The sequence below is a fragment of the Evansella halocellulosilytica genome (assembly GCF_002335745.1).
GTDB lineage: Bacteria > Bacillota > Bacilli > Bacillales > Salisediminibacteriaceae > Bacillus_CA > Bacillus_CA halocellulosilytica.
Window position 1 is genome coordinate 3,374,328 of the sequence record NZ_NIST01000001.1, and the last position, 14,075, is coordinate 3,388,402.

Annotated in this window: 12 protein-coding genes and 1 pseudogene; 10 read left to right on the forward strand and 3 right to left on the reverse strand. The window is 36.3% G+C overall.

The genetic code is table 11. The features are described from left to right. Entirely contained in the window at window positions 1–744 is a 744-nt protein-coding gene (tatC, locus tag CD001_RS16245; protein ID WP_096188698.1) for a twin-arginine translocase subunit TatC, read from the forward strand. Between the two features lie 206 nt (window positions 745–950). Here the strand turns inward: tatC and CD001_RS16250 are convergent, their stop codons facing one another. After that, a complete protein-coding gene (locus CD001_RS16250; protein WP_096190647.1) occupies window positions 951–1,622 on the reverse strand; it encodes a deoxynucleoside kinase in 672 nt (223 codons plus the stop codon). An 18-nt stretch (window positions 1,623–1,640) separates the two neighbouring features. Beyond that, window positions 1,641–2,291, reverse strand: coding sequence for a deoxynucleoside kinase (locus CD001_RS16255; protein ID WP_096188699.1), 651 nt, complete (start codon window positions 2,289–2,291; stop codon window positions 1,641–1,643). Between the two features lie 254 nt (window positions 2,292–2,545). On the opposite strand from CD001_RS16255, the gene CD001_RS16260 reads away from it, so the two are divergent. Then, window positions 2,546–3,397, forward strand: coding sequence for a DegV family protein (locus CD001_RS16260; protein ID WP_096188700.1), 852 nt, complete (start codon window positions 2,546–2,548; stop codon window positions 3,395–3,397). A gap of 282 nt (window positions 3,398–3,679) precedes the next feature. On the opposite strand, the gene CD001_RS16265 is transcribed toward CD001_RS16260, so the two are convergent. After that, window positions 3,680–4,012, reverse strand: a complete 333-nt coding sequence (locus CD001_RS16265; RefSeq protein ID WP_096188701.1) for a transcriptional regulator — start codon at window positions 4,010–4,012, stop codon at window positions 3,680–3,682. Between the two features lie 185 nt (window positions 4,013–4,197). On the opposite strand from CD001_RS16265, the gene CD001_RS16270 reads away from it, so the two are divergent. From CD001_RS16270 to CD001_RS16295, 8 genes and pseudogenes are all read left to right on the forward strand, one after another. Continuing rightward, window positions 4,198–5,097 (forward strand): patatin-like phospholipase family protein, encoded by a 900-nt coding sequence (locus CD001_RS16270; RefSeq protein ID WP_407081110.1) that lies wholly within the window; start codon window positions 4,198–4,200, stop codon window positions 5,095–5,097. 88 nt (window positions 5,098–5,185) lie between these two features. Next, window positions 5,186–6,982 (forward strand): S9 family peptidase, encoded by a 1,797-nt coding sequence (locus CD001_RS16275; protein WP_096188703.1) that lies wholly within the window; start codon window positions 5,186–5,188, stop codon window positions 6,980–6,982. Between the two features lie 238 nt (window positions 6,983–7,220). Then, entirely contained in the window at window positions 7,221–7,391 is a 171-nt protein-coding gene (locus CD001_RS26485; RefSeq protein WP_179298780.1) for a hypothetical protein, read from the forward strand. Window positions 7,392–7,966: 575 nt separating this feature from the next. Further along, a complete protein-coding gene (locus CD001_RS16280; protein ID WP_096190648.1) occupies window positions 7,967–9,166 on the forward strand; it encodes an MFS transporter in 1,200 nt (399 codons plus the stop codon). A 53-nt stretch (window positions 9,167–9,219) separates the two neighbouring features. Then, window positions 9,220–9,390, forward strand: a complete 171-nt coding sequence (locus CD001_RS26490; RefSeq protein ID WP_179298781.1) for a hypothetical protein — start codon at window positions 9,220–9,222, stop codon at window positions 9,388–9,390. 442 nt (window positions 9,391–9,832) lie between these two features. Continuing rightward, window positions 9,833–10,375 (forward strand): DUF420 domain-containing protein, encoded by a 543-nt coding sequence (locus CD001_RS16285; RefSeq protein ID WP_096188704.1) that lies wholly within the window; start codon window positions 9,833–9,835, stop codon window positions 10,373–10,375. Window positions 10,376–10,786: 411 nt separating this feature from the next. Then, window positions 10,787–12,601, forward strand: coding sequence for a S8 family peptidase (locus CD001_RS16290; RefSeq protein WP_096188705.1), 1,815 nt, complete (start codon window positions 10,787–10,789; stop codon window positions 12,599–12,601). A 125-nt stretch (window positions 12,602–12,726) separates the two neighbouring features. Then, window positions 12,727–14,075, forward strand: a pseudogene (locus tag CD001_RS16295) (IS1182 family transposase).

The following is a 14,075-nucleotide window of genomic DNA, read 5'->3' on the forward strand; positions in this document are numbered from 1 at the left end:
ATGACTGACAAAAGCATGGATACACTTGATCACTTAGATGAACTAAGAAAACGACTAATGATTACAATAGGTTCTTTTATTGTTTTCTTTATTCTCAGTTTCATCTTTATTACAGATATTTACGATTGGTTTGTTAAAGACCTCGACATGACATTGACTGTATTAGGTCCGCTAGATATAGTCTGGGTTTACTTCAGTTTAGCTGGTATTATCGCTATTTCATTGACTATTCCAGTGTTAATGTTTCAAATTTGGATGTTTGTTAAGCCTGGGCTAACTGAAAAAGAAACGAAAACAACGCTCGTTTATATACCAATCTCGTTTTTATTGTTTATCGGCGGACTAGCCTTTGGTTATTATGTTGTCATGCCAATTGTTCTGAATTTCCTTCTCACTCTAGGGGAAGGTATGTTTCAAACAATGTTTACACCAGATAAATATTTTCAGTTTGTTTTTAGAATGACAATTCCTTTTAGTATATTATTTGAGATGCCATTAATCGTTATGTTTTTAACGAGTATTGGGTTGATATCTCCACAAGGAATGATTAAAAATCGAAAGTATGCTTATTTTGCATTAGTCGTAATTAGTGTGCTTATATCGCCACCAGACTTTCTGTCGGATGTTCTCGTTATTATTCCGCTGCTTTTCTTATATGAAGTAAGTATCAGTCTATCTAAAGTTATTTATCGAAGAAAGCTAAAAAAAGAGCAGTCGGCAGAACAAACCCAATACAATTCATAAACTTGTTTCCTTTAGTAGGGAACAAGTTTTTTACTGTTGTGAATATCTCAAAAGTTATAAAGCTACACTTTCATATAAATTCAAATAATACAAAAAAGATGACTCATAAGTGTATGATTCTCTCCTTGATCTAAATACAATCACTAGTACCGGAGAGAGACATTAACTTTTGTGTCATCTTCTGTTCATAAAGATAAATTATATTATTATAGCTTTAAATAATTTAAATCTTCTTCGTGTTGCAATCTTTCAAGTCCATTAATAATTCTTTCTACTGACTGAGGATCATTGCAGTCATAAGTGTCTATATCTAAATGAAGAATTGGGCAAATATCGAAATTAGAAATCCACTCTTCATAACGATGATATAAACCTTTCCAAAAATCATACGGCGTTTGTATTTCCATATCACGGCCGCGGTTGTTAATACGTTCTAATATACGTTCAAATCGACCATCAATGTAAATAAGAACATCCGGGCGTGGAAAATAAGGTGAAAGGACCATTGCTTCGAATAAGGACTTATACGTTTCATAATCTCGCCCTGTCATATTCCCATTTTCGTATTGCATTTGTGCGAAGATGCCAACATCTTCATAAATACTACGATCCTGAACATAACCTGTTCGTTCTTCATGCATCTTTTTTTGCTGTTTAAATCTCTCTGCTAAAAAATATATTTGTAAATGGAAGGACCACGTTTTAAAGTCAGAATAGTAATCTTCTAAATACGGATTGCCATCCACTTTCTCAAAAGATGGCTTAAAATCTAACGCTTCGGCTAACGTATTTGTTAATGTAGACTTTCCTACACCAACAGTTCCTGCCAAAGTAATTAACGAGTGGTCGTTTAAACGGTGATTTCGTTTTAACATAATTTTTCTCAATCCACCTTTTTAAAAAAGTGCTCTTTTTTGTGTTAAAAATACATCAATGTGATCTAAAATTTTTTGGAAGTCTTCTTCATTGTTCACGAAATCCATTTCATCACCATTAAATGAAAGGACAGGTACATGAGGATGAACTCTTCGATGATCCTTTATATATTGATGGTAATCTGAGGATAAGCGTTCTAAATAAGCGGGATCAATTGACTGTTCCATTTTTCTGCCTCTTTTTTCAATCCGGTCTATTAGTGTCGGTAAACTTGCGTGTAGATGAATAATCAAATTAGGTTTTGGTAAATCTGATGTTAAAATTTGATAAATTCGTTCATATTTCTGAATGTGGTCACTTTTTAACGTTTGCTTCGCAAATAACAGGTTTTTAAATATATGATAATCGCTGACGACAGCTTGACCTTGAGACAAGTATTTTTCATATGTATCTTCTAATTGTTTATACCTGTTACATAAAAAAAACATTTCTGTTTGAAAACTCCACTCATCAATATTCTCATAAAACTTAGAAAGAAATGGGTTTTCATCGACTATTTCTTTGAGTAGAAAGTGGTCATAATGTGCAGAAAGCTTCGTTGCTAAAGACGTTTTTCCAACACCAATCGGCCCTTCAACAGCAATAAATGGAGCATGAAACTCATTACTCATACTTTCATCCTCCTTTCGTTTTTCGATATCAAATAAAGCAAATAATATTTTATCATATTTCTACAAATAATGATGTTTTTCTTTTCATTCGTAAAGCATCGTTTCGATGCAAAAAGTCTTTTTTAATAAAGATGACCCTACTCTTATCGACATTTACCGACAGAAATTTTGAATGTAAACGGTTTTTCCTTAACAACACTTATAGAATATAGTATCCTTATATCGTTAGGTCTTTTATATAAAGGGGTGCTCAAGTGAGTAAGCAAGTAAAAGTAGTAACTGATTCAACATTAGATTTATCTAAAGAGGAAATAAAGGAGTTAGGGGTGACAGTTGTACCTCTATCAGTCACAATAGACGGACAATCTTACATTGATGGTATTGATATTACTTCCAAACAATTTATAAAAAAATTAATAGAATCCGATAATATTCCCCAAAGTTCTCAGCCATCTGTAGGCTCATTTCTAGATACTTATAATGAACTAGGGAATGATGGAAGTTCGATTATTTCGATTCATATGACTTCTGGAATGAGCGGAACATATCAGTCAGCAAAGACAGCGGCTGATATGAGTGACAGTGATGTTACAGTTATTGATTCTAATTTTATTTCTGTCGCTTTAGGCTTTCAAGTAAAAGAAGCAGCGATGATGGCTGCAAATGGAAAGACGGTCAATGAGATTGTCGACAGGCTAGAAGAAGTTCGACGTAATACTTCACTTTACATTATGGTTGATACATTAGAGTATTTAATGAAAGGCGGAAGAATCGGGAAAGGGAAAGCATTAGTAGGTTCACTACTCAAAATTAAGCCGATTGCTGCTTTACAAGATGGTGTTTATACACCGATTTCCAAAGTACGTACGTATGTACAAATGATTAAATTATTTAAAAAGAAACTAGAAGAAGATACAGTAGGCAAAGTCGTTCGAGGTATTGGGATTGCTCAAGTCGAAGCGAAAGAGCTTGCTGCTGAATTGCGGGATCAATTAATAGACTTGACTGACTTTGATGATATCTCCATTATTGAAACAACACCTATAATTAGTACTCATACAGGACCAGGCGCCATTGCGTTAATGTACTATACAGATGATAAATAATATAAAAGTGCAAAGAAAAACGAGCTGGGATATGTTTAGTAAAACTCCAGCTCGTTTTTCTCATTAGATTCCGTAAACCACAGGCTCTACCTGTGCGAAAATAATCCTTAGGGGTTGTAATAGCTAGATCTCTTTAAAAGTAACCAATAGATGTCGCACTTTTGCTCTTTAGTGAAAACGTCCGCCGATACGATTTCGAATACATAAAGATAGAAGGTCTGTCCGCAATAGTTCAAAACTTTTTTAGTCAGCTTCTTATTTGATGCCACTTTCCAAACGAACCTACCTTAATGTGATGACATCAAATTCATTTGATAATTTTACCCATTCTTTAATATTAGAATGGCGACCTAAGAGTAATGAATGAGTGACGTTGTGAAAATCGGTACATGTTTTACTGGCTAATATTAATACTCCAAGCTCTTCGAGTTCCTTCAAATGAATAGATGATAAAGATTGACCGGTTAACGTTAAAACGCCACGGTTCATTGTGAATATAACAGCAGGTGGTTCTTCTTTGAGTAAAGTAAAATAGCTTTCTAACAATGTTTCTCCTAAAGACCTCTCGCCATTTCCAAGTGTATCAGACAATAGTAACACCATTTTTTCACTCAATTTAAAAGATCCACCTCCCTTGAAACAATTTATATTTTATAAGTATTAATCGATAAGGTAATACATTCTATGTACGATAAAATTGTTTCAATAAATAATTGCATGACCCCATTTGTTTGAGTTATTTTCGTTGAGGATTTTCGAGCTATTCGCTAAAATAAAAAGATGGACAGTCAACTAGGAGGGTGAGGGAATTGGTAAGAATTGGACTTGTTTTGGAAGGCGGAGGTATGAGAGGAGTATATACTGGAGGAATCCTTGAATACTTTCTTGAACAAAACCTTCATTTTCCTTATATAGTCGGCGTGTCTGCAGGTGCTTGTAATGCGTCTTCATATATTTCAAAGCAGAAAGGACGCAATAAAGCTGTGACTGTCGATTATGCAGGTCACCCTGAGTATATTTCTTTTAAACGTTTAATTCGAAACGGTGAACTTTTTAATATGGATCTCATCTTTGATCGAATTCCAAATAAAGAAAATTTATTTGATTATGATAATTTCTTCAAATCAAAACAAAGATTTTATATTGGGACGACAGACTGTAAAACTGGGGAAACACTTTATTATGAAAAAAATGAGCTTGCCGACCAATTAAATAAAATTCTTCGAGCATCATGTTCACTTCCGATGGTTGCACCTGTTATCGAACATAACAATCGACCGTTACTTGATGGAGGAATTAGTGAACCAATCCCAATAAATAAATCGCTTGCTGATGGTAATGAAAAACATGTTATTATCTTAACCCAATGTGAGGGGTATGTTAAAAAACCTGTTAAACGTGGAAAATGGTGGTTTAAACAAAAATATAAAAATTACCCTGGTTTGATAAATATTGTAGAAAACCGTTACAAAACATACAACGATACAATTGAGCAAGTTAAACAGCTTGAAAAAGAGGGAAAAGCTTTTGTTTTCAGACCGGAAGATTTACGTGAAGTTACGAGGATCGAGCGAAGGAAAGACCGCCTTCAAGCTTTGTATGATCATGGTTATGAACAGGCTAGAGAGCATTTTGAGGAGTTACGATCATTTATTGACGATTCATTAGTAAGACCTCCGATGGAGAAAAAAACCACCTAATGGTGGTTTTTCTTACACTCTTAATAACGTACAATAATAACGGAAATAAAATTCTGAATAATCAAAAGTTAAGGGGGGTTAAATCGTTATGATTTCATTTAAAAAGCCAAGTGTAGAACAGTTCTTTAGGACGTATACGATTACAAATTTCACAGTTTCTCATGATGAAAACAGGGTGCTTTTCTCAACAAATTTAAATGGAAAAATGAATGTATGGGCTATGGATTTATGCAACGGTTTTCCTTACTTGTTTGCAAATACTGAACAATCGTGCGATTTTTTAAAGGACGATCCTAAAAAGCGGTTTGTATTAGGTGGTTTTGACAAAGATGGTGATGAAAATTACAAAATTTATGCTTTCCCGTATAACGGGGGGGAGAAAAAGAAACTGATTGAAAGTAGAGAGGATGATAAATTTTATTATGCTCATTTAAGTGAGGATGGTAATCGACTTTATTATGTAACGAGCAAAGGGAATCCTCAATTTTTAAATGGATATGTTTATGATATTGAAGGAGATGAGCACAAACAATTATATACTGGCGAGGATGCCCCGACATTTATAAGTAACGTATCGCCTAGTGAAAAATACTTAATAACGATAAAGATGTTAGGGAATACGTATAAAATCGGATATTTACATGATTTAGAAAATGATACGATTACTACACTAAGTGAAGATCCTGAACGAGTACACGAATTTAATCAAGGAGTATTCATTTCTGACGATGAATTGTTGTACGTAACAAATGACCATGCTGAATATTCTTATGTCGTTAAATTTAATATTAAAACAGGAAAGAGAACTACGTTTGCAAAGTTTCATAATCAAAGTGTCGAAGGGATCGAATGGGACAATGAGTCTAGAAGGTTATTTCTATACACTGAGAAAGGCGTAGAAGATTTACTTTATATTATTGAAGATGGAAAAGAGGAACCAAGACCAATTCTGAGTCCGATTACGACATTTGATCAAATAAAGGTTTCAAAATCAGGCACATTGTTTATATTAGGCAGAAGTGCAACGGAACCGATTAATATGTACCGATTATCGAATGGTGAAAAATGGGAGAAGTTGACAGAAAATAAAGTACCAGGTATAGATGAGTCAGAAATGACTGAACCAGAAGTAATATATTATCCGACTTTTGACGAGAAAGAGATTGAAGCATTATGGTTTAAGGCAAAACCTGAGAACGATAATGGTCATGTTATTTTTTGGCCGCACGGTGGTCCCCAAGCAGCAGAGCGTAAAAGCTTCAGAGCGATGTTTCAATGTTTTTTAAATCGTGGATATTCAATATTTGCTCCTAACTTTCGAGGGAGTACAGGATATGGTTCTTCATTTAAAAAGCTTGTTGAACAAGATTGGGGAGAAGGACCTCGCCTCGATTGTGTAGCAGCTATCGAATGGTTGTTCGACACAGGGAAGTGTGAAAGAGAAAAATTATTTGTTCTAGGAGGCAGTTTCGGTGGCTATATGACATTGTTACTTGCTGGAAGACATCCTGAATATTTCCGTGCAGTCGTTGATATTTTTGGTGTATCAAACTTATTTACATTTATTGAATCTGTACCTGAACATTGGAAACCATTAATGGAACGATGGTTGGGAGATCCAATACGTGATGAGGACCGATTAAGGAAGGATTCACCAATCACATATTTAGAAACGATGACGAAACCAATGCTTGTTATTCAAGGAGCTAACGATCCACGTGTCGTTAAAGAAGAATCTGATCAAATTGTAGAGGCATTGCAGAAGCAAGGGACAGATGTAGAATACTTAGTGTTAGATGATGAGGGACACGGATTTTCGAAAAAAGCAAACGAAATTGAAGTCTATAAGACAATTTTAGATTTTCTGGACAATCACCAGAAATAAAACAAGAGTACGAACGAAGAGTCTGATTTTAGAAAAATCCTATTTCTAAGAGAAGGCTCTTTATTTTTGTCTAGAAAGTATAAAATATCAATCTCTCGATTACTGTCTAGACTTCAGGCACGAGCGTTAACTACACGAGCTTCCACACGGATGTGGTGACTTCGGCGTTCCCGCAGGACGCGGGGCTTTTAGCCGAAGATCTTATGTTGCGAGTTGTCTCGACGGACAGGACGTCCTAATGCCGGGCATGCCACAGGACGTGGCGTACTGCCCGGTTGACGGATATAACCACATAGCCATGCTAGAAGAGGAAGAGGCAGCGCTTGCTCCTGCGATTACTCGTCGCAGAAAAAGAGTGCTCCTGCGATTACTCGTCGCAGACTACGTGCTTCTTCCTCTGCAAGTGTAATCGAAGAAGAGAATGCGTCGAAGCAGCTCGGAGAGAATTCAGCGGAGAGTCGCTCGTTGCTCCTGCGGTTACTCGTCGCAGAAAAACAGTGCTCCTGCGGTTACTCGTCGCAGAAAAACAGTGCTCCTGCGATTACTCGTCGCAGGTAAAGAGTGTCGCCGATAGGCGGGCGCCTTGCGCTTTTCTTGTTATATCGTTAATATACTAATATGAATATTAGACAAGCAACGTAAACAGATTCAAAGTAGGTGCTTTATGAACAGACAAAAAGGCTCTCGGATGATAGCGGTGTTGTTATTTTTCATGTTTATTAGTTTTTTAGCTCGATCTTTTTTATATTTTTTTATTGCATCGATCATTGTGCTCATCCTTATTTTGATGATTCGTTTTCGAAATAAAAATGACAGTTAAAACATATATAGTAATGAAAAAAACATAAAAGTGATTATGAATTGGGATTGATGAAGATCAATTCCTTTTCATTTGTTAGATAATTCGGTATACTACTTATTAGAGGAACGAAATAAAAAGAGAAGGTGCTTACCATTTCGATAGAAAGACGTAATTTGCTGATCATGGCGATAGCAAATTTTTTTGTTGCTGCAAGTGCTACGATGGTGTTACCATTTTTGTCTTTATATATAGAAACGTTTGGCAACTTTTCAGATGCGTATGTCCAACGATGGGCAGGGTTTGTTTTTGGTATTACATTTTTAGTTGCCTTTGCTGTGTCACCACTATGGGGCAGATTTGGGGATAAATTCGGAAGAAAGAAAATCTTAATCATTACAGGTTATGGGATAGGTCTATCAATCTTTCTTATGGGCTATGTTGAGTCTGTATGGGGATTATTTTTCTTACGTTTTTTCATGGGAATTGTCACTGGATTTATTCCGATGTCAATGGCATTAATATCGACGCAAACAAGAAAAGAGGCTGCAGGAAGAGTGCTTGGAACTTTACAAATGGGTACTGTTTCAGGCGGGTTATTTGGTCCCTTAATTGGTGGGGCATTAGCAGATCATTTCGGATTTACGTACACATTTATTATTACCGCAATCATAATAGGACTGGCGACAACACTAGTAGTCGTAGGAATTAAAGAGACAATCATAAAAGAAAATGAATCCAGTCAGGAAAAACGAAGTATGAAAGAAGTCATAGGCTTTATCTTTAAAACGCCAATGCTTGTTATGGTAATGATTGTTTCATTAATTGTTCAGACAGCTAATTTTAGTATCCAACCACAGCTTGCTTTATACGTTAATCAATTACTTGCTGCTGAAAATATTGCTTTCTTAGCTGGCCTTGCTTTTTCTGTCACGGGTTTAGGTAACTTAATTGCAACTAGGTCATGGGGAAGTCTAGGTGATCGTATCGGACATGAAAAAGTCCTGATTATATGTGTTTTTCTCGGTGGACTCTTATTTTTACCACAAGCTTTTGTCACAAATATATGGCAGCTTATTATATTACGCTTTTTATTTGGCATTCAAATAGGAGGTATTATTCCATGTGCAACAGCGTATATTCGACGTAAAGCCCCGTTATCTATTCAAGGTGAAGTGTTAGGGTATAATCAGAGCTTCCGTTTTTTAGGAAATGTGCTTGGGCCTGTCATAGGCGGAATTATTTCCGGATCCTTTTCAATAGCTGTCGTATTTTACTTTTCATCAACGTTGTTTATCATTGCTGCTTTATTAATATTGATTATTACGTTAAAAAGCCGGCAAATAATGAAAGGTTCAGAAAGTGAAATGTCAAACATCTCCTAAAAGTCATGATAGAATAATAGGTAGGCCTGATTTATATTAAGGGGTGTAAGAGTATGGTTTTGACGGAAAAAGAAAAGATGCTATTAATCCGATTGTTAAAAAAAGAAAAGAGAAAAGTTTTTGGACTAAAGGAAGATAAAAACGATGTAAACCAGTTATTAGAAAAGTTAGAACAAAACAAACGTAATACAAAGGTAAATAAAGTTGATCCATCAAAATTGTAAAAAAATACTTTTGCGACGAGCAAACAAAGTGGCGCAGGAGCACTGTTTTTCTGCGACGAGTAACCGCAGGAGCAACGAGCGATTCTTCGCTGAATTCTCTACGAGCTGCTTCGACGCATTCTCTTCTTCGATTAATCTTGCAGAGGAAGAAGCACAGTATACCTTCCAACTATTCGTTACTTTTAAAGAGATCTCACGAATACAACCTTTAAAGGAATTTTCACACAGGCATAGCCTGTGGTTTACAAAGAATATAATAATTAGCAAGGGGCAGTTCACTTAGGACAGCCCTCTTTTTATTTCTCCCTATAAATGTACTTTTATGAATGTGTCACGAAATTTTCATAAGATCGTTCGTTATCTTGTTTATTTCATTAATAGAACAATGTATACTTTGTTTTGGTATTTGTTAGCACATGTAATTTGAATAGGAGTAATGTCAATGAAATTTTGGAATAAACTTGTCCATCACCACGTAAAAACAGTAATAGTCGTAACGGTTATCGTAAATGCACTAGTTGTTGCGTTATCATTTCTTCCAGGTTATGAAGGCCAATTGCCATTCTGGATAACCCAATTACCTTTATTAAATGCAATCTTAAACAGCTTTACGTTTATCTTTTTAATTAGTGCACTAATTGCTATTCTTAAAGGGAATGTAATCGTTCACCAACGTTTTATTTATTGTGCGTTTAGTACGACAACGGTTTTTCTTCTTTCTTATGTTACATATCACTTTTTAGCGGAATCGACGACTTATGGCGGTTCTGGCGCAATGGCTGGCTTCTATTATTTTATATTAGTGACCCACATTATTTTGGCTGCGATCATCGTCCCTTTAGCACTCATGAGCTTTTTTACAGGATATAAGGATCTTAGGGACACTCATAAAAAATGGGTGAGGTGGACAATGCCATTATGGCTCTATGTAAGTTTAACCGGTGTTATCGTATATCTTTTAATTTCACCATATTATACGTATTAAATTTCGGAAAAAACCTATATTATATGCATATATTGGTGAAAGAGCTGGTCTTTTATGAACCAGCTTTTTTTGTTGGGCAGGTAACGATTGAGTTAGACCCTGCTGATAGGTTCTCAAAATGGATTTTGTGTCTAGCTCAGCGATGAGCGATTCATGACGAGTAGGCTTCGAGTTGTTTCGCCGGATAAGCTATAAAGCTTAACTAGCAGTGGAAGAGACAAGGCGATTGCGCTTTTGTTCTTTAGAATAAATAATAACGTTTCCCTGAATCTGCGGTAAGAAAGTAGATGAATGGTATATCAACACCATTATTAAGAATTCGGAGTTTTATAAAAGTTTTAATTTTCCTCATATGTCTTCTAGTCGTTGGGTAACCTACTGGCAAGGTGATATTAGAGGGGAGTATTACACATGAGAAAGATCATTCGATTAACGATTGCTTTCAGTATCGTTTTATTTTGTGTATTAGGAATATGGTTTTTATCTGATCATCCATTACAGCAGCAAACGTCCGAACGAGATGAGTTATCATCAGCGATGACAGAAATAATGGCTGAGGATTTATCTGGGTCTATTGACATGTTCCTGCACCAAATGGAAGAGGAATTAGAAAGATGGTCTGGAATGGATATGCAAGACGAAAGTACAATTGAAAAATTAGATGATTTTGTTGAGGAACATCCTCATATTGAAGGTTTTGCATTATATGAGCATGGAAAATTAACATATGATGTCGATTTAACAGATGTACCGACAAACCCAAATGAAAAACTAACGAGGTCTAAAGATAATGGTATCAAAATGTCTGATCCGTTTATCCATAAAGGTACGAAAAGAATGTATATGGGGAAAGAATTAAACAGTCATCTATTTTTTGCAGAATTGGATTTATCATTTATTGAAAATTTTATAAAAGATGTTGCTGCACTAACAGATGCCAATGGGCAATTTTTTATTGGCGATGAGGAAATGAATGTCGGAATGAATGAAGAAGAGATGGAAGAAAATTACTCAAGAAAAGAGATACCGGAATTAGGGTGGAGTTTATATGTACAAAGTGAAGAAGATGCACAAGAGTTAGAAGAAGATCATTTTAAACAAGGAGAAATTCTAGTTAAATTGAAAGATGGTGTAGACCATCAACAATGGGCTAAAGAACATGATGTTAAAATAATTGATGAGTTCAGCGATGCTCTGCTTGTAAGAGAAAACGAGCGCACGACAGAATCATTAATGGAAGAATGGGCAGGTGACCCGACAATCATCTATATGGAACCGAATTTTACTTATACGAAACAGGCAGAACATCCTACGAGGCGAAAACACCGAGGAAATGATACGGTTGATTTATTTGAAAATAATAATGGACCAAATGATGAATTTTACGACCCTTATCAGTGGAATTTAGCACAGATACAAACAGAAAAAGGATGGGAAATTTCAGTAGGAGAAGAGGAAGTTCCCATTGCGGTAATTGATAGCGGAGTTGATCCAGAGCATGTTGACCTTAGTGAAAGAATCATCGATGGGTTTAATGCATTTGAAGGAAGCTCTGCCTATTATGATGAGCACGGTCACGGAACACATGTTGCTGGAATCGCAGCTGCAACTACGAATAATGAAGACGGTGTAGCTGGGATTTCTTGGAACAACCCAATATTAGCAGTAAAAGTGTTAGATGACAATGCAGAAGGAAATTCGATGACGATTGCCAAAGGGATTCGTTGGGCAGTGGACAATGGAGCTAAAGTAATGAATTTAAGCTTAGGTGATAGTCATGATTCAGAGGTAATGTATGAAGCCGTAAAATATGCTTATGAAAATGATGTTGTGATGATCGCAGCTTCAGGTAATGAAAATGTGGAAACACCGATGTATCCAGCAGCATATGAAGAAGTATTAACTGTAGCAGCAACAGATGCTTACGAAGAAAAAGCGATCTTTTCGAATTTCGGAAATCATATTGATGTTAGTGCACCAGGAGAACATATTCCGAGCACGTATCCTAATAATGAATATGTCATGATGAGTGGGACATCAATGGCTGCACCTCATGTAGCAGGACTTGCAGGACTTATACGTTCAGTGAACCCGGATTTGTCAAATAATGAGGTATATGAACTGATTCGATCGACTTGTGATGACTTAGGAGATGGCGGAGCTGATCCTTATTTTGGATATGGGAAAATTAATATTCAACGCGCTTTAAGTGAGGCTAATTCTTGAGAAAATATGAGTCAAATGAGCGGTACCAACGTTAATGATGTATTAGGTGTTCTAAGAAACGTTTTTATATGATTATTCAGGTAAATATAGTATAATATAGATAAAACCACTCGTGAGGTGATCGTGTGTTACGCCCCATTCGTGCAAAACAAGTTGAACTCGAAATGGTCTCTATCGATCAGTTAGTCCCAGACGACCACTTACTAAGAAAAATTGATGCCACAATTGATTTTTCCTTCATATATGACAAAGTAAAACCTTACTACAGTGAAGAACGGTCGCCCACCAATTGATCCGGTTATGCTTTTTAAAATGATGTTTATTGGATACCTTTACGGTATCCGATCTGAAAGACAGTTAGAAAAAGAAATTGAGACAAATATTGCTTATCGATGGTTTTTAGGATTAAGTCTAACTGATTCGGTTCCTCACCATTCCACCATAAGCTTCAATCGGCATAAACGGTTTAAAGAAACAGACATTTTTCAAGAGATATTTGATGAGACCGTTCTTCTGGCTATGAAGCATCGTATGGTTGGCGGGAGAGCTTTATTTACTGATTCTACCCACCTTAAAGCCAATGCAAATAAGCGGAAATTCACTAAGAAGACGGTTCAAGTTGAAACACGCGAGTACATAGAAGATCTAAATAAAGCGGTTGAGGAGGATCGAAAAGCACATGGAAAAAAGCCCTTACCTGAAAGAGAAGAGATGGTAAAAGAAAAAGAGATTAAAGTCAGTACGACAGATAAAGAAAGCGGCTATATGTTCAGGGATGGAAAGCCCGAAGGGTTCTTTTATTTTAGACCATCGGACAACAGACATGAAATTTAATATTATTACTGATGTTCATTTAACACCAGGAAATATCCATGATTCCCTGCCGTATTTAAATCAACTGGACCGTCAGATAAAGACATTTGGTTTTAATGTGGAAGCTGTCGGATTAGACGCGGGCTACTTAACCATTCCCTTATGTAAAGGGTTAGAAGATCGCCATATTATGGGGGTTATCGCACATCGCCGCTTCAAACCTAAAAAGGGGTATTTGCCAAAGTGGAAATTTACCTATAACAAAGAGACGGATACTTATACATGCCCTAATGGTAGCACCTTATCTTACGCTACAACGAACCGCGAAGGCTATCGTCAATACCATTCAAACCCTGCAGAATGTGTAAACTATCCCCTGCTTAACCAATGTACGAAAGCCAAAAATCATAAAAAAGTTCTCACAAGGGATGTATGGGAAGACAGTAAGGAAAAAGTGAGAGAGCATAGACTTTCCGCAACAGGGAAATTCCTCTATAAAAAAAGAAAAGAAACCATTGAGCGAAGCTTCGCGGATGCCAAACAGCTCCACGGGCTTCGCTACTGCCGGTTACGCAGCTTAAAGGGCGCATCAGAACAAGCGTTGATGACAGCGGCAGCACAGAACATAAAAAAGATCGCAAACCACCTCTCAGCGAGCTAA